The sequence below is a fragment of the Streptomyces sp. NPDC043867 genome, from assembly GCF_056435845.1.
Genome location: NZ_JBWKDS010000021.1, coordinates 134,310 through 150,375, shown reverse-complemented (window position 1 = coordinate 150,375; position 16,066 = coordinate 134,310). Strand labels below are relative to the sequence as shown.

Here is a 16,066-nt window from a genome sequence, read left to right as displayed (position 1 = left end):
GGTTACATTCCGAACCCGGAAGCTAAGCCTTACAGCGCCGATGGTACTGCAGGGGGGACCCTGTGGGAGAGTAGGACGCCGCCGAACAAATTTTGGAGAAAACCCCCGTACCGGGATACCGGTACGGGGGTTTTCTGCGTTGTGCGGAAATCGTTTCCCGTTCCGGGGCGTCGGCATTACGGTGGCCCGCATGAACCACGTGATCCGGCCCATCCGTGCGGACGAGTGGCGTGCCGTGAAGGCGCTCCGGCTTGTCGCTCTCCAGGATCCCGCCGCCTCCATCGCGTTCCTGGAGACGTACGAGGACGCCGTGGCGCGGCCCGACTCGTACTGGCAGGAGCGGGCGGCCGGCGCCGCCGAAGGGACGAAGGAACGGCAGCAGTTCGTCGCGGAAGGACCGGACGGTCAGTGGGCCGGCTCTGTCACCGTGCTCGTCGAACAGGCCGGGACGCGTGATCCCTTCGGGGGGCCGGTCGAGCGGGCCCAGGGGCACGTGGTCGGGGTGTTCGTGCGGACCGGGCAGCGCGGGAACGGGCTGATCGGCGCGCTGCTCGACGCGGCCCTGGAATGGTCCTGGGGACTCGGTCTGGAGCGCGTGCGGCTCTTCGTCCACGAGCGGAACTCCCGTGCCGACGCCGCCTACCGCAAGGCCGGGTTCGCGCCGACCGGAGTGAGCGCGACCATGCCCGGGAGCACCGATGAGCTGGAGCTGGAGTTCGCGGTCGAGCGTCCCTGACGGCGCCGGCGGCCTCGCCGCCGTCCGGAGCCCTCAGACCGGCAGGTCGTACTGCGGCCAGCGCGCGCGGCTCTGTTCCTGGGAGCGCAGAAGCGCCAGGGTGGGCAGGCCCCGGTCCGCTCCGCCGGTCAGCAGCTCCGGGAGCTGGGGGAGCGGGGCGACCGCGGCCACGTCGTCCAGGACGAGCGAGAATGGTGGGTCGAGGCGACCGGAGGATGACCGTTCGGCCATGCGCCGGCCGCGCTCGACCACGCTCGAGGCGAGGGCCGTCAGGAGCGGCATCGCGCCGGGATTCGCCTTGGGGTCCTCGATGGGTTCACCGACCACATAAAGCGTGCCCCCTTCGTTGACGAAGGAATCCAAGGTGAGCGCATCAGTTCGGTTGGGAGTGCAGGACTCGCGGACGTTGACCGTGAAGAGCGAGGACAGCGCGCGTGCGGTCAACTCCTGTGCGATGTCGCGGCGTTCGGGGTGCGAGGTGAGCGCCGCCTCCAGCTCGCCCGCGGAGCCTCCGGCGGCCTTCGGGTTGGTACGGAGAGTTCGTACGGCGTCCTGGACCTGACTGCCCTGTGCCCAGCGGTGGACGTGACGCAGAGCCCTGCCCTCCACCGCGGCGGCGTGCAGATAGCTCCGCAGGAGGATTTCCGCGACGTCCGCCATCGCCTGGTCCACCTTCGCGCCCGGGCGTACCGGGGCGAGGAGGGCGGCGGCTCTCGCCGTGGCCGTGGCGCGGTCCTCGCAGCCGGCGACGGGGGACCAGTGGAGGCGGGCCGGGGTGTCGCACAGGTGCGCGGGGTCGTACAGGAGGACGGGGCCGAGTTTGGCGCGGGCGTCCTTGGTCTCCGACCAGACGGCCGGGTTGGAGGTGACGACCAGGGCCGGGCCCTCCGCGTCTCGGACCGCCTGGACGGCGAGGGGGTGGCGGGTGGCCGGGGGGCCCAGCACCACGGGGGCGCGTTGGAGCGGTACCAAGGAGGGCTGGGGGGCCCAGGCCCCGGGTTCTGCCGTCTTTTCTGGCTGCGGCTCCGCCTGGGGGATTTCCCGCCCGCCCACCCGTTCGGTCTGTTCAAGCGGCTGCGCCGCCACCGTTGAGGAGTTTTCCCGCCCGCCTGCCCGTTCGGCCCGTTCGGCCCGTTCCAGCGGCTGCGCCGCCGCCGTCACAGCGGCGTTCTCCGTCCTCCGGTTTGTTCTGCCCGCTCTCCACCGGGCCACCGTGCTTATGACGAAGACGGACAGCACCAGCAGGATCATCAGCTGGCCGATGAACAGGCCCCAGACGAGGCCGTAGCCGGAGAGACCGTCGGCGGGGGTGTCGGGCCAGGCGCCCGGGATGTCGTGGGGCCGTGCGACCAGGCGGCGCATGGCCAGCGGCGTACGGCCGAAGGTGACGCCCTCCGGCCAGCTGCCGTGGGCGAACAGACCGGCGAGGCCCGTGGCCGTCCACACCATCAGCGTCATGCCGAGGAGGAACGCGAGCAGCCCGACCAGCAGGCCGTCCGGGATGCCTCCGTCGGGCTCCGGGCGGCGCGCCTTCTCGTCCCGTCCCATGTCAGGCCACCGTGGACTCGGACGAGTCGTCGAGGTCGTTCAGGTGCTGCTCCATGAAGGCCGCCGCCCGCTCCTCCGCCTCCAGTTCCGCGGCACGCAACGCGTCGTGCGCGAGGTGGTCCTCGGACGACTCGGTCATCGCGCGGTCCGTGAAGACGAGCGGCCGTTCGGTCTCCGTGATCAGGTGCTTGACCACCTGGACGTTGCCGTTCACGTCCCAGACGGCGATGCCGGGTGTCAGGCTCGGGATGATCTCGACGGCCCACCGGGGCAGCCCCAGAACCCGGCCCGTCATCCGGGCCTCGTCCGCCTTCTGGGCGTAGATGGTCCGGGTCGAGGCCATCTTCAGGATCGCCGCGGCCTCCTTGGCCGCCGCCCCGTCCACCACGTCGGACAGGTGGTGGACCACCGCCACGAAGGACAGGCCCAGCCGGCGGCCGAACTTCAGCAGGCGCTGGAAGAGCTGCGCGACGAACGGGCTGTTGATGATGTGCCAGGCCTCTTCGACCAGGAAGATGCGCTTCTTGCGGTCCGGCCGGATCCACGTGTGCTCCAGCCACACACCCACGATGGCCATCAGGATCGGCATCGCGATGGAGTTCCGGTCGATGTGGGACAGGTCGAAGACGATGAGCGGGGCGTCCAGGTCGATGCCGACCGTCGTCGGACCGTCGAACATGCCCCGCAGGTCACCGTCGACCAGCCGGTCCAGGACCAGGGCGACGTCGAGGCCCCAGGCGCGTACGTCGTCTATGGCGACGTTCATCGCCTCCGCCGACTCCGGCTCGGGGTGGCGCAGTTGCTCGACGATGTCGGTGAGCACCGGCTGGCGCTCGACGATCGTCTCGTTCACATAGGCGTGCGCGACCTTCAGCGCGAAGCCGGACCGTTCGTCGAGGCTGTGGCCCATCGCGACCTCGATGATCGTCCGGAGCAGCGCGAGCTGCCCGGTCGTCGTGATCGCCGGGTCGAGCGGGTTGAGCCTGATGCCCATGTCCAGGGCGGCCGTCGGGTCGAGCCGGATGGGGGTTATACCCAGCTCCTCGGCGATGAGGTTCCACTCGCCGACGCCGTCCTCACCCTGGGCGTCGAGGACGACGACCTGCCGGTCGCGGAACCGCAACTGGCGCATGACGTACGTCTTCTCGAGCGCCGACTTGCCGTTTCCGGACTCGCCGAGCACCAGCCAGTGCGGAGCCGGGAGCTGCTGCCCGTACATCTGGAAGGGGTCGTAGATGTAGCCCTTGCCGGAGTACACCTCGCGGCCGATGATCACACCGGAGTCGCCGAGTCCGGGTGCGGCGGTCGGCAGGTAGACCGCCTGGGCCTGGCCCGTCGACGTACGCACCGGGAGGCGGGTCGTCTCGACCTTGCCGAAGAGGAAGGACGTGAAGGCGTCCGTGAGGACGGAGAGCGGATCCCGCATCAGTGCATCAGCCCCTACCTGCGGATTCCGGTGGCGAACGGCAGTGTGTTCACGAAGGCGCGGTGGTGCTCGCGGTCGCACCACTCCAGCTTGAGGTACGACTTGCCGGCCGAGGCGCGGATCGTCCGCTTGTCGCGGGCGAGCGCCTCGGGGTTGCGCGAGGAGACGGTGATGTAGCCGACGAGGTTCACGCCGGCGGCACCGCTCGCGAGGTCCTCGCCGCGCTGGTCGAGCCGGTTGTGGGAGGCGATGTCCCGCGGGTCCACGGTCCGGTTCATCTTGGCGGCGCGGCTGGCGTCGGCCTGGTCGTTCGTCTTCTCGGTCAGCATGCGCTCGATGGCGACCTCGGTGGGTTCGAGGTCCATCGTGACGGCCACGGTCCGGATGACGTCCGGGGTGTGGACCAGCAGCGGGGCGAGGAAGTTGACGCCGACCGGGGTCATCGGCCACTCCTTCACCCAGGCCGTGGCATGGCACCAGGGGGCGCGGGTGGAGGACTCGCGGGTCTTCGCCTGGAGGTACGTCGCCTCCATCGCGTCCAGCTCGGCCGGCCAGGCGTTGCGCTTCGTCATCGCCTGGATGTGGTCGATCGGGTGGTCCGGGTCGTACATGGAGTGCAGGAGCGAGGCGAGGCGGCCCTGTCCGAGCGGCTGCCGTACGCGGATGTCGGCCTCCTGGAGCCGGGAGCAGATGTCGGTCAGCTCACGTGCCATGACGACGGCGAGCCCCGCGTCCCGGTCGAGCTTGCGGCCGCCTTGCGGCCGGGCGGCCCGCGCCATGGCCTGGGCCTCGGCGGCGAGCTCGCGGGAGTAGTGCATGCAGGCGACGAGGTACGCGCGGTGCTGCTCGCTGCTAGTGGACACCATCGACTGGAGCTGGTCGTACGACTGCTGGAGCCAGCCGGGGGCCCGGTCGTCACCGCGGGTGGCGACGTCCTTGGCGTGGGCGTCGGGGTCGGCGGGGAGGGTGCGGGCGAGCATCTGGATCCTGGTGACGAAGCCGTCGCCGTTCGCGACGTGCTTGAGCAGGGTCCCGAAGCGGTCGACGAGGGCTTCCTGGTCCTCGCTGTCCCGCAGGCCGACGCCCGGGCCCTCGATCTCGATCGCGGCCGTGACCGTACGGCGGTCGGCGTGCAGCAGTACGGCGATCTCGTCCGGTCCGAAGGGGGCGGCGAGCCAGTTGATCCGGCCGATGCCGGGCGGGGGGCCGACCTCGACCTCGCGCCCGTCGATGTGGGTGCCGGCCTCCATCACGGGGGACCGGTAGGCGGCCCCGCGGCGCAGCGACCGCTTGTAGCTCCGGTTGATCTCGAACCACTTGTAGAACGTCCGCCGCTTGTACGGGACGTACACCGCGGCGAGCGCCAGCAGCGGGAAGCCCATCAGGAGCACGATGCGCAGGGAGAGGACGGGGACGAGGAGCCCGCACATCATGCCCAGGAACGCGCCCACGATGATGAGCGCGATCTCGCCTGACTCGCGGTTCCGGCCGACGATCGCGTTCGGCCGGGCGCGGCCGATCAGATATGTACGGCGGGGCGTGACCGGATGGGACATGTGGGACTCGGTCGTCAACGCCCTTCACCTCCCGTGCGGTTGGTACTGCTGTTGCGGGTGTTGCCGGCGTGCGGGGTGTTGGCCGGGCTGGTGCGCGGCGGGGGTGCGGCGGAGGGGACGGATCCGCCGCCGCCCGACGGCGTACGGGTGCTGTGCGCGGCCATACCGCCGCTCGCCTGGTTGGCGGGCCGGGCGGCGGACGACTGGCCGCCGCCTCCGCCGCCGTTGTCGGCGCGGGTGCTGTGGGTCTTGATGCCCTGGGCGACGAGCGTGGCCGGGGAGCTCATCACGGCCGCGGCCTTGCCTTCGGCGCCCTGCATGATGCGGTTGTTGCGGGAGTTCGCGATCTCGTCGCCGAAGCCGGGGACGAAGCGGTAGATCATGCCGCTGGCGAAGATGGCGAGCAGGATGATGGCGAGGCCGGAGACGATCGCGGCGACCGAGTCGGGGCCGTTGTCGGAGGCGAGGGCGCCGGCGAGGCCGAGGACGATCACGATCACGGGCTTGACGAGGATGACCGCGATCATCACTCCCGCCCAGCGGCGGACGTGTCCCCAGAGGTTCTTGTCGACGAGGCCCGCGTAGACGACGACGCCGAGCAGGGCGCCGACGTACAGCAGGACCGCCCGGAGGTACAGCTCCAGGTAGAGGACTCCGGCGGCGACGATGGAGACCAGGGACACCAGCATCAGCATGATGGGGCCGCCGCCGACGTCGTCGCCCTTGTCCAGGGCCTCGGAGAACGTGCCGAAGAACGCGTCCGTCTGATTGCCCGTCGCCTTCGCCAGGACCTCGCTGACGCCGTCCGTCGCCGAGACGACGGTGTAGAGGATCAGCGGGGTGAACGCCGACGCCAGCACCGTCAGCCAGAGGAAGCCGACCGCTTCCGACAGGGCGGTGGTGAGCGGGACACCCCGCACCGCCCGCTTCGCGACCGCGAGCAGCCACAGCAGGAGGGTGAGGATCGTCGACGCGGCGAACACGACGGCGTACTGCTGGAGGAACTTGGGGTTCGTGTAGTCGACGTTCGCCGTTTCCTTCACGGCGTCCGACAGCTTGTCGACGGTCCAGGAAGCGGCGTCGGCGCAGCCCTTGGCCAGGGAGGAGAGGGGGTCGAGGGTCGTGGTGAGATCGTTCGGCTCACTGCTCGGGGCCCGCCGGGTGTTGCTGCCTCGCTCGCAGTACTGCTTGGCGGGGCCGGCGATCAGGGAGCAGGGGTCGTCCGAGGGTTTCGGCGTGGGAGCCGCATAGGCGTGCGACGCCATCAGTACGGCTGTGGTCTGTACGGCCGCTACGACGCCGGTGAGCTTGAATGCGCGGTGCGAGCTACCGGGCATACGTGAACCCTCCGAACTCCTCGACCGCCTTGCCGATCTCGTCGGCTCCGGAGACGGGGTTGTCTCCGTTGACGGGGGTTGGGCCGGTCCTCTGGCTGGTTTCCAGGACCTTCCAGTCGCCGTTCCAGTGCAGCTTCATGGTCACGGTGAACCAGCTGCTGGTCACGGGCTTGGTGGAGCGCTCACCGGTGAGCCCGAAGAGGCTGTTGCACCAGACCTCGACCGTGGCCGCGGTATCGCCGAACGACGTGACCTTGGTGCCCACGGGCAGCGTGCGGTAGACGAATGTGTTGCCCGCGGGTGCGCTGCCGTTGTCGTTGAGGCCGATCTTCTTCAGCAGGTCCTTCGAGTAGTCCGCGTCGAAACCGGACTGCAGTTGGGTCACCGCTGTGGGATCTGCGATCGTCTGCACGATGTCGTGACGCTGGGCCGTGGTGAACATGTCGTCAGACCCCAGCGCCACCGCGTAGTTCGCCGCCGCGCTCTGGGCGCCCAGAGCGCTGTGGCTGTACCCCGACGGGATCGCGCCCGTTTTCGACCGGACCGGGCGTTCTCCGGACGGTGCCGTCGGCGCGGACTCCGCCTTGTCGCCGCCGTCCACCCCCGCAGAGGCATCGTCCTCGCCGCGGTTCGCGAAGGCGATCGCCGCGATCAGCAGGACGACGACACCGACGACGGTGATCAGGCTCCGGGACGAGGACCGGCCCCGCCGGGCACCGCCGTAGACGTCACCGCCCCGGTCCGGCAGCCGCGTGCGGGTCTGCCCCGACCCGCCGTACCCGCCGTCGTCACCGCGCGAAGTGTCACCGTAACCATGATCGTCACCGAGACTCATACCGCGCACGCCCCCTCGATCTCGTACCGAAACGCCTCGTACCGAAACGCGTGACAGTACGACGGTAGCCGTGCTGGTTCCCGCGCGGGCGCGGTGTGGTGACTCGACATCAGGGAAACGCAACCTCAGCCGGTGAGCACGACGGACAGGTGGGTCGGGGGGCACCGGGCGTGCCCGGCCGGGCCTACACAGCCATGCCGTACACGATGGTGAAGAGCGTGCCGAGGGAGCCGATGATGAAGACTCCGGTCAGGCCCGCGATGATGAGGCCCTTGCCCTGTTCGGCGCTGAAGGTGTCGCGCAGCGCCGTCGCGCCGATGCGCTGCTTCGCGGCACCCCAGATCGCGATGCCGAGGCACAGCAGGATGGCGACCGCCATCACGACCTCGATCATCACCTTCGCCTCGTTGCCCAGGCTGCCGAAGGGCCCCCAGTCCGGAGCGATCCCGCCGATGATCGTGGTGATGTCGCCCTTTTCGGCTGCGAAAAGCATGTAAGTCACCGCCCCTTGTGGGTAGTTCTCCACCCCCTGCCACTGCGCGCAGGGGTCAGCTCATTCTCGCCGACAAAGACGCTGTCGTATGTCGACTTGACGTCATTGGTTGGCGGGTTTCGTGCGAATCCCTTGCCGCCGCCCCGCGGGGCACCCTCTCGGGAGCGCGGGACGGGTAGGCGTGGGGTCGTATGGTCACTCTGTGTATCACGGCAGGTCACGCCGGGCAATGAAGGCGAACCGGAACCTGTCGTGTGGTTCTGTCGTTAACCCCTTTTATGCCTCGGTGGCCCTCCCGGGCGATCCTGGGTGCGGACGGCACCGGTCCGTCCCGTTCCGGGCGGTGTCTGTCCGATACAGAGGTTATCTCCGTACCCGGGTCCGGACGACCCGGGTACGGAACCTCCTTGACGCCGGCTCAGGTCACGGCGTCCGCCAGGACCGACGCCGTCCTCGCGACCAGCGCGTCGTCGGGGGTGGCGTCCCGGTCGGGTTTCGTGGTGAGGACGGCGAGGACGACCGGGTCGCCGTCCTCGGTCCAGGCGATGCCCACGTCGTTCGCGGTGCCGTACGAACCGGTGCCGGTCTTGTCCGCGATCGACCAGGTGTCGGGCAGGCCCTCGTGGAAGCGCTTGGCGCTGGTGGTGTTGCCGAGCAGCCAGGCCGTCAGCCGCGCGCGGTCCCCGGCGTCCAGAGCTGCGCCCAGCGTGAGACGGGCGTACGTACGGGCGACGGCCGCCGGCGTCGTCGTGTCCTGCCGCTGCCACGGCTCCGCCGAGTTCAGCTCCGGTTCCCAGCGGTCCAGGCGGGTTCTCGGGTCCCCGACCGAGCGGCAGAAGCGGGTGACGGCCGCGGGGCCGCCGAGTTCCCGCAGGAGCAGGTTGGCGGCCAGGTTGTCGCTGTACCGGATCGCCGCGTCGCACAGCTCGGCGATCGTCAGGCCGGCGGCCACGTTCTCCGGCTTGCCGGTGATCGCTCCGCCCCCGGCGGCCTTTACGTCCGCCGCCGTGTAGTGCAGGCGCCTGGCCAGCGTCTCGCCGTCGCGGTCCAGGTCCCGCAGCACGGCGGCGACCGCCAGGGTCTTGAACACCGAGCACATGGGGAAGCGCTCCCCGGCCCGGTGGCTCATCGTCCTCCCGGTGCCCAGGTGGTGCGCGTACGCGCCCACTCTCGCGCCGTGCCGGTCCTCCAGCTCCCGCAGGCGGGCGCGGGCGTCCCGCGTACGGGCGTCCGCGTGCGCGGGGCCCGCGGTCAGTGCGAGGGCGGCCGTGGACGCGGCCGTGGTGAGCAGTGTGCGGCGGGTCGTCGTCGAACCTAAGATCGCTCTTCCTCCTGTACCTGCGCGAAGTGGTCGAACTCGCCTGCCCGTACGCCCCGTACGAACGCGTCCCACTTCTCCTGAGTGGTAGTGACGACCGTCTTGGGGTCACCGGTTTCACACAGGTGTACGAGGCCGGTGTCCCCGGTGGTCAGGTGGATCCCGGAGTCGGTGCGCACGGCCGCGCCGGGGGACTTGAGGGCCCGGAGGAAGGTGCGGAAGGTGTCGGGGGCGGCGGTGAGTATCGCGCCGGTGGGGTCACCGCTCTCGGTGAGACGGATCGTTCCGGCGGCGGTGTCGCCGGCCACGTGGACGCAGGAGTTGCCTTCGGGGCAGTAGGACGACTTCTGCCAGGTGAGCGCGGGCATTGGGGTCTCCTCATAGGTCCTTGGCGACGGTGTGGATGAAGGTCTGCGACTTCTCGGTGCTGAGGGCGGCGGACTCCATGCGGTCCAGCAGCACGCGGTACTTGCGCAGCTGGGCCTCGGCGTCCAGGAACACCGGGCCGTGCGACTGATCGAGGTTCACCGTGTCCAGTTGCGGCACGGGTCCCTCCACGTAGTAGATCGACTGGCCGGAGCCCGGGAGGACACCGGTCTCGAACGGGATCACCTGGATCTCCACGTGCTCCCGCTCGTTCATGTCCAACAGGTACTTCAGCTGCGCGCGGGTGACGTCCGCACCGCCGAACCTCATCCGCAGAGCGGCCTCGTGGATGAAGATCTGATGCGGTGTCGGAGGGTCACGGAACAGGATGGTCTGCCGCTTGAGCCGGAAGGAGACCCGGTGCTCGATGTCGGGCTGCGGCAGTTCGGGTACGGCCTGGCGGAAGATCTCGCGGGCGTACTCCGTGGTCTGCACGAGGCCGGGGATGTGGATCGTGACGGCACTGCGCAGTCGGGTGGCGTGGTGCTCCAGCTCGGCGAGGTCCAGCAGCCCGGCGGGCAGGATCTCGCGGTACTCCTCCCACCAGCCCCGCTTCCGCTCGCCCGTCATGCCTGCGATGGCCTCGATGAGGGCCTTGTCCGAGCAGTCGTAGTGACAGGCCAGGGTGCGTACGCGCTCGGCGCTGACCCCTAGGCGACCGGTCTCCATATTGCTGACCTGCGCCTGCTTCATGCCGAGCAGTTGAGCGGCGCCGGTCGAGGTCAGGCCCGCCTGCTCGCGGAGTTTGCGCAGTTCCGCGCCGAAGCGGAGCTGCCGCCCTGTCGGGTTGGTTCTCACGGGCATCCCCGCCGCTCCTCCGCAGCTTTGTCACCCACACGGGTGGTTGCTTTTAGTATCGCCCTGAAACGGGTCAAGAATATATCCAGCACCGCTACTGTGAAGCGCAGGCGCCTCGCCCCAGAAGCACCCCGCTCGACGGAGCGGCATGGTCACTGGGCCACGTAACCAAACCACCCAACTCCCCTCCGAACCGGGAGACTTCCATGGCAACCGTATCCCCGTCCTGGGACTACACCCTGCACCTTCCGCACGATCCCCGTGCCCCCGGCATCGCCCGCGCCACCCTGCGCACCGTGCTGGCCGCCCACGAGTTCACCGAGCTGACGCCCACCGCCGAACTGCTCGCCGCCGAGCTGCTCACCAACGCGCATCTGCACACGCGAGGCCCGTACGCGCTCCGGGTGCGGTCGGCCGGGCCGGACCGGCTGGTGGTGGCGGTCTGGGACACCGACCCGCGGGTCCCGGCCGGGTTCCGGGCGGACGTCCCCGCCGACGTCCCCCCGGACGACGCGGAGAACGGCCGGGGTCTGCACCTCGTGCGGGCCTGCGCGGACGCGTGGGGCGTTTCCGTGCTGCGGGAGCTGGGCGCGTCGAAGGGCGGGAAGCTGCTGTGGGCGGAGTGCGCGCGGACGGGCCTGTCAGGGGCGTGAGGCGCCGAAGGGGCTTACCCGGACCGCGCAGGCCTTTGCCTGCCGGGTCCCGGAGATTTTTCCGGGGCCGTGGGTCACAGTGGACGGGTGATGCGGCGCACCACTCGTCCCGGGAGACCACGGCGGCACACCCTGTCCGCCGTGGTCCTGCTGCTGGCCGCCACGACCTCCTCGGTGGCGGCGGCCGACGACGGGACCGGACCGCTCGGAGTGACGGCGGAGGCCACCAGGGGCCTGCCGAGCGCCCGCGTGGGCGCCCTCTTCGGCGGTTCCGGCGACCTCGTGGGCGGGCACTTCTGCACGGCGTCCGTGGTGCACAGCGCGGGACGGAACCTGATCGTCACCGCCGCGCACTGCCTGGACGGCGGCGGGGCGTTCCGGTTCGTGCCCGGCTACCGGGACGGCAGGGCGCCGTACGGGGTCTGGAGGGTGGCGAAGACGTACGTCTCCGAGGTGTGGCGACGGGACCGGGACGAGGACGGCGACCTCGCCTTCGCCGTCGTCGACGACCTGGCGGCCGGGCCGGCCCTGGAGGACGTCGTCGGCGGCAACTCCCTGGCCACCGGGCAGGCCACCGGGGCGACGGCCGTGACGGTCACCGGATACCCCAGGTCCCGTGAGGTGCCGATCACGTGCACCAACAGGCCGACCGCGCACAGCGCCACCCAGCAGCGCATCGCGTGCCCCGCCTTCACCGGCGGCACGAGCGGCAGCCCCTGGGTGAACGGGGACGGGCAGGTCGTCGGCGTCATCGGCGGCCACGAGGAGGGCGGCGACACGGCCGACGTCTCCTACAGCGCGGTCCTCGGCGAGGAAGCCGCCGCGCTCCACCGCCGGGCCACCGCCGAGGAGTGACCCCCGGGGGTTCGGCGCGGTGAACCGGCTTCGGCCATCGGCGCGCTTCGGGCGGTTTTGGCGCGTAACCGTCTTGTGCGGCACGGGGGTTGCTCTCGGCGAGCCGAGGGCGCCGCCCACCGGTCGCCACGTGCGGCTTCTTCTTGCGCGTGATCATCCCGCGGCGGCGGGGCCGCCTCTACACTGACGTCGGCGGACTCCTGTGCGGTGAGGGGCGGTTGACGGTGCGTAAGGCGTTGATCCTGGCGACCGCTGCCGCGGGGGCGGGACTGGGCTTCGTGATGCTGCTCGTCGTCGGCGTCTACATGGTCGCCGGCAACCTCACCAACGGCGTCGGCGGCGGCTCGGTCGGACTGGCCAAGGGAGCCGTGCCGGCCGCGTACCAGCCGCTCGTCAAGAAGTGGGGCAACCTCTGCGGAGCGATCAACCCCGCGCTGCTGGCCGCCCAGCTGTACCAGGAGAGCGGGTTCAACCCGCGGGCGAAGAGCCCGGCCGCCGCCCAGGGGATAGCGCAGTTCATCCCCGGCACCTGGGCCACGCACGGGATCGACGGCGACGGGGACGGTGACCGGGACGTCTGGGATCCGAACGACGCCATCCCGTCGGCGGCCTCGTACGACTGCCAGCTCGCCTCGTACGTGAAGGACGCTCCCGGGAACCAGACCGAGAACATGCTCGCCGCCTACAACGCGGGCGCGTACGCGGTCATCAAGTACGGAGGCGTGCCGCCGTACAGGGAAACCCAGAACTACGTGAAGACGATCACCACGCTGCAGAAGAGCTTCGCCGCGCCGGTCACCCGCGTGGATCCCTCCAAGCAGGCCGCCGGGGCCATCTACTACGCGCAGAAGAAGCTCGGCACGCCCTATCTGTGGGGCGGCACCGGCACCGCCGACCAGGGCGGACGCTTCGACTGCTCGGGGCTGACGAAGGCCGCGTACGAGAGCGTGGGCGTCACGCTGCCCCGCGTCGCCAACGACCAGTACAACGCCGGGCCGCACCCCAGCCGTGACGAGCTGCTGCCGGGGGACCTGGTCTTCTTCTCGGACGACCTGACCAATTCGCGGGCCATCCGGCACGTGGGCATCTACGTCGGTGGCGGCTACATGATCGACGCGCCGAGGACGGGTGCCGTGATCCGCTTCGACCCCGTCGACACCCCGGACTACTTCGGGGCGACGCGGGTGACCGAGGATGGCGCGAAAGCACTCCCCACGACGGTCTGAAGCCTGCCGGAAACCGCCCCCTGAGCTGCGGTGATGGATCTCTCTTCGATAACGTCTGCGTGATCATTCGGTGGAGGGTGGAACGTAGTGAAGGGGAGTGTGCGTTCCTGTTAGACGTAGCCCGGGCCAGGCAAGCGGAACGCGGTTCTACGACCACGGGGGTGGCACTGAGCGGCGCACGAGCGTGTGCGGTCGCGGTAAAGACGACGAAGGGGCCGCAGCGCAATGGCTGGACTCGCCGATTCCGGTTCGAACCCCGACGTCAGCCTGCTCTACGACATCAATGGCCTGGCCAAGGACGCCCCGCACTGGTTCGACCGCGGCATGGAGTTCGTGGGTGAGTACGGGCTCCTGCTCGCCATGGTGCTGCTCGTGCTGTGGTGCTGGTGGACGGTACGGCGGCGCGGCGGGGAGAACGCGGCGCCGTCCGTGGCCGCGCTCGTCTGGGCGCCGCTCGCGGCGGGCATCGCCGTCCTGGTGAACGTGCCGATACGCGGTTTCGTCGAGCGTCCCCGGCCCTTCGTCGACCACCGGGGCCTGGAGGTCCTGGTCTCCGGCAAGAACGACTTCTCGTTCGTCAGCGACCACGCCACGCTCACGATGGCGATGGGCGTCGGACTGTTCGTCGCGAACCGCAGGTTCGGGCTCGCCGGCATCGGGCTCGCGCTCCTCGAAGGCTTCTGCCGGGTCTACATGGGCGTGCACTACCCGACGGACGTCGTCGGCGGCTTCGCGCTCGGCACCGCGGTCGTCCTGCTGCTTTCGCCGCTCGCCATGGCCCTGCTGACGCCCGTCGTCCGGGCGGTGGAGCGGTCCCCGCGGGCCGGCCGGCTGGTCCGGGCGCGCGGCGCGCTCCCCGCGGAGCAGGACGCGCTCCTCCCCGGGACGGCCGTCACCGAGCGGCCCGAGGACCGGGACCTGGCGGCCTGAGCGCCCGTGGCCCCGGCCGGGGCAGCCCTCAGAGAGCCTGCGGGAAGGTGAAGAAGCGGTCGGGGTCGTACTGCTTCTTGACCGCCGTGAGGCGGGTGGCCGCGTCGCCGTAGTACGCCTTGCGCCAGTTCGTGAGGGTCGGGTCGGTGTAGTTCTGGTAGGCGGCGCCCGAGGCGTGCCGCGCCATCGCCCGGTGAGCGGTGTCCAGCCACGCCTGGGCGGTGGTTCCTGAGGTGCCCGCCCGCCACGAGGCGATGTACTGGGCGAGCATCCGTGAGCGGCGGTGGACGAAGGCCGTCGCGGTGGGCGAGACACGGTTCACGGCTCCGCCGAGCGCGGTGAACGCGATGCTGCCGGAGCCGCCGCGCACGCCCGACATCTGGTTCAGGAGCGCCTGGATCCCCGCCGAGGACACCGAGCGGTCGAAGAAGTCCGAGCGGGCCGCGTAGGTCTCCCGGCCGAGGGCGCCCTGCGGGCTGCGGCCCGGGGTCGAGCCCGGCAGATGGCACATGGCGTCCTCGGCGTACGCCGAGCACCCCGCGTACACCTCCATCGACTCCTCGTACGAGCGCCTCTTGAGGGACACGCTGCGGGCGGGCGCGCCGATCCTGTCGGCCAGCCGGTCCACGGCGTTCTGCAGCTCGCCGTAGGTGCCCAGGGAGAACGCGGAGACGGAGACCGTGGGGGTGCCGCCCGCCGCGCTGGCGAGGTGGCACGAGGACCAGATCTCGTCCGCCTGGGCCGGCCCCCACTCCTGCCAGGCCTTCACCACGGCGGCGGCCCGCGACCACGGCCAGGACATGTACGCCGTCACGGCCTGGGGCGCCGGGTGCGTTGTGAAGCGCAGCTCGGTGACGACGCCGAAGTTGCCGTTGCCCGCGCCGCGCAGGGCCCAGAAGAGGTCCTTGTGCTCCGTCGCGTTCACGGTGAGCCGCTTGCCGTCGGCCGTGATCACGGTCGCCCCGGTGAGGCTGTCGCACGTCAGGCCGTACGCCCGGGAGACGACGCCGTGGCCGCCGCCGAGGGTGAGGCCCGAGACGCCGACGGTCGGGCAGGAACCGGCGGGGATCGTGACCCCCTTCGCGGCGAGCGCGCGGTACACGTCGATCAGCTTGGCGCCGGCACCGATGACGGCCTCGCCGCCCGAGGCCCGGATCCGGCTCAGCCGGGAGACGTCGAGGACGAGCCTGCCGTTGCCGGAGGACCAGCCGGCGTAGGAGTGGCCGCCGTTGCGGATCGACACCTTGACGCCGTGGGCGCGGGCGTAGGAGAGGGCGCTGCGGATGTCGTCGGTGTGGGCCGCGTACGCGACGGCGGCGGGCTTCAGGGAGTCGAAGCGGGTGTTGTAGAGCTGGTGGGCGGTCGGCCAGGAGCCGTCGCCCGGGCGTATCAGGGGGCCGTCGAGGTCCCGGGCCAGGGCGGTCCAGTCGGCCGCGGTGGCGGCCGCGGCGCGGGTGGCCGTGGTGGGGGAGGCGGCGCCGGCCCGGCGGGTGGCCTTCGTGGTGCCGCCCGCCGGTGCGCCGTCGTCGCCGTTGCAGGCGGTGGTGGCCGTGGCCGTGAGTGCGGCGGTGGCTCCGCCTATGAACGTGCGCCGGTGCATGTGTGCCTCCCGTTGGCTCCCGTTGGCTCCCGTGGGACGAGACGGGGTGGCGGATCCGGGGGTTCCCTCCAGGACGGTACGGGTGCCGCCGCGAGGTGTTTTCGCCCCCTCCGCCCCTTCCCGTCCCGTCCCGGCCCGGGGGCTCCGCCCCGGGCCCCCGTGCCGCGCTGCGCGCTCGTCCTCGAAATGCCGGACGGGGTGAATACGTCTCGGCCGGCTGCATACGTCCCGCCGGGCTAGAAGGGGGCTTCCGCGTGCGTCTGCGCGTCGGTTCTCGCCAGGCTGCGGGCTCTTCTTGCCGGGCCGCGCCAGCCGCAGGTGCAACGGGC

The 16,066-nt window shown here is 70.8% G+C and carries 15 protein-coding genes and 1 rRNA gene; 6 read left to right on the top strand and 10 right to left on the bottom strand.

Annotated elements, in window-relative coordinates; all coding sequences use genetic code 11:
* Together rrf and AC069T_RS21980 are read left to right on the top strand one after the other, a co-directional pair.
* Positions 1-87, top strand: a 5S ribosomal RNA gene (gene rrf, locus AC069T_RS21985); the annotation flags it as partial.
* A 103-nt stretch (positions 88-190) separates the two neighbouring features.
* Positions 191-736 carry an N-acetyltransferase family protein gene (locus AC069T_RS21980; RefSeq protein ID WP_478784351.1) on the top strand — a complete coding sequence of 182 codons (546 nt, stop codon included), beginning with the start codon at positions 191-193 and terminating at the stop codon, positions 734-736.
* A gap of 33 nt (positions 737-769) precedes the next feature.
* Here AC069T_RS21980 and AC069T_RS21975 read toward each other — a convergent pair whose 3' ends face one another.
* From AC069T_RS21975 to AC069T_RS21935, 9 genes are all read right to left on the bottom strand, one after another.
* Complete coding sequence (locus tag AC069T_RS21975; RefSeq protein WP_478784350.1) at positions 770-2,284, bottom strand: type IV secretory system conjugative DNA transfer family protein; 1,515 nt, start codon at positions 2,282-2,284, stop codon at positions 770-772.
* Between the two features lies 1 nt (position 2,285).
* The gene (locus tag AC069T_RS21970; RefSeq protein WP_478784349.1) at positions 2,286-3,710 is read right to left on the bottom strand and encodes an ATP-binding protein; all 1,425 of its coding nucleotides are present in this window, start codon (positions 3,708-3,710) and stop codon (positions 2,286-2,288) included.
* A gap of 14 nt (positions 3,711-3,724) precedes the next feature.
* On the bottom strand, positions 3,725-5,266 hold the full coding sequence (locus AC069T_RS21965) for an SCO6880 family protein (RefSeq protein ID WP_478784358.1): 1,542 nt from the start codon (positions 5,264-5,266) through the stop codon (positions 3,725-3,727).
* A 14-nt stretch (positions 5,267-5,280) separates the two neighbouring features.
* Positions 5,281-6,603: a hypothetical protein gene (locus AC069T_RS21960; protein WP_478784348.1), complete on the bottom strand. Its 1,323-nt coding sequence runs from the start codon at positions 6,601-6,603 to the stop codon at positions 5,281-5,283.
* Positions 6,593-7,438: a DUF8175 domain-containg protein gene (locus tag AC069T_RS21955; RefSeq protein WP_478784347.1), complete on the bottom strand. Its 846-nt coding sequence runs from the start codon at positions 7,436-7,438 to the stop codon at positions 6,593-6,595. The genes AC069T_RS21960 and AC069T_RS21955 overlap by 11 nt, the downstream gene beginning before the upstream one ends.
* A gap of 184 nt (positions 7,439-7,622) precedes the next feature.
* Positions 7,623-7,931, bottom strand: a complete 309-nt coding sequence (locus tag AC069T_RS21950; RefSeq protein WP_099503752.1) for a hypothetical protein — start codon at positions 7,929-7,931, stop codon at positions 7,623-7,625.
* A gap of 418 nt (positions 7,932-8,349) precedes the next feature.
* Positions 8,350-9,252: a class A beta-lactamase gene (gene bla, locus AC069T_RS21945; RefSeq protein WP_478784357.1), complete on the bottom strand. Its 903-nt coding sequence runs from the start codon at positions 9,250-9,252 to the stop codon at positions 8,350-8,352.
* Entirely contained in the window at positions 9,246-9,617 is a 372-nt protein-coding gene (locus AC069T_RS21940) for a DUF397 domain-containing protein (protein WP_478784346.1), read from the bottom strand. Before AC069T_RS21940 ends, bla begins: the two co-directional genes overlap by 7 nt.
* A gap of 10 nt (positions 9,618-9,627) precedes the next feature.
* Positions 9,628-10,479 (bottom strand): helix-turn-helix domain-containing protein, encoded by an 852-nt coding sequence (locus tag AC069T_RS21935; RefSeq protein ID WP_478784345.1) that lies wholly within the window; start codon positions 10,477-10,479, stop codon positions 9,628-9,630.
* A 200-nt stretch (positions 10,480-10,679) separates the two neighbouring features.
* Here AC069T_RS21935 and AC069T_RS21930 point away from each other — a divergent pair, with 200 nt between their 5' ends.
* The 4 genes from AC069T_RS21930 to AC069T_RS21915 all read left to right on the top strand — a co-directional run bounded on the left by AC069T_RS21930 (position 10,680) and on the right by AC069T_RS21915 (position 14,137).
* Positions 10,680-11,126, top strand: a complete 447-nt coding sequence (locus AC069T_RS21930; RefSeq protein ID WP_478784344.1) for an ATP-binding protein — start codon at positions 10,680-10,682, stop codon at positions 11,124-11,126.
* 90 nt (positions 11,127-11,216) lie between these two features.
* Positions 11,217-11,981 carry a trypsin-like serine peptidase gene (locus AC069T_RS21925; RefSeq protein WP_478784343.1) on the top strand — a complete coding sequence of 255 codons (765 nt, stop codon included), beginning with the start codon at positions 11,217-11,219 and terminating at the stop codon, positions 11,979-11,981.
* 218 nt (positions 11,982-12,199) lie between these two features.
* Complete coding sequence (locus AC069T_RS21920; protein WP_478784342.1) at positions 12,200-13,207, top strand: bifunctional lytic transglycosylase/C40 family peptidase; 1,008 nt, start codon at positions 12,200-12,202, stop codon at positions 13,205-13,207.
* 225 nt (positions 13,208-13,432) lie between these two features.
* Positions 13,433-14,137 (top strand): phosphatase PAP2 family protein, encoded by a 705-nt coding sequence (locus AC069T_RS21915; RefSeq protein WP_478784341.1) that lies wholly within the window; start codon positions 13,433-13,435, stop codon positions 14,135-14,137.
* A 28-nt stretch (positions 14,138-14,165) separates the two neighbouring features.
* Here the strand turns inward: AC069T_RS21915 and AC069T_RS21910 are convergent, their stop codons facing one another.
* The gene (locus tag AC069T_RS21910) at positions 14,166-15,737 is read right to left on the bottom strand and encodes an FAD-binding oxidoreductase (protein ID WP_478784340.1); all 1,572 of its coding nucleotides are present in this window, start codon (positions 15,735-15,737) and stop codon (positions 14,166-14,168) included.
* Positions 15,738-16,066 lie beyond the last annotated feature (329 nt).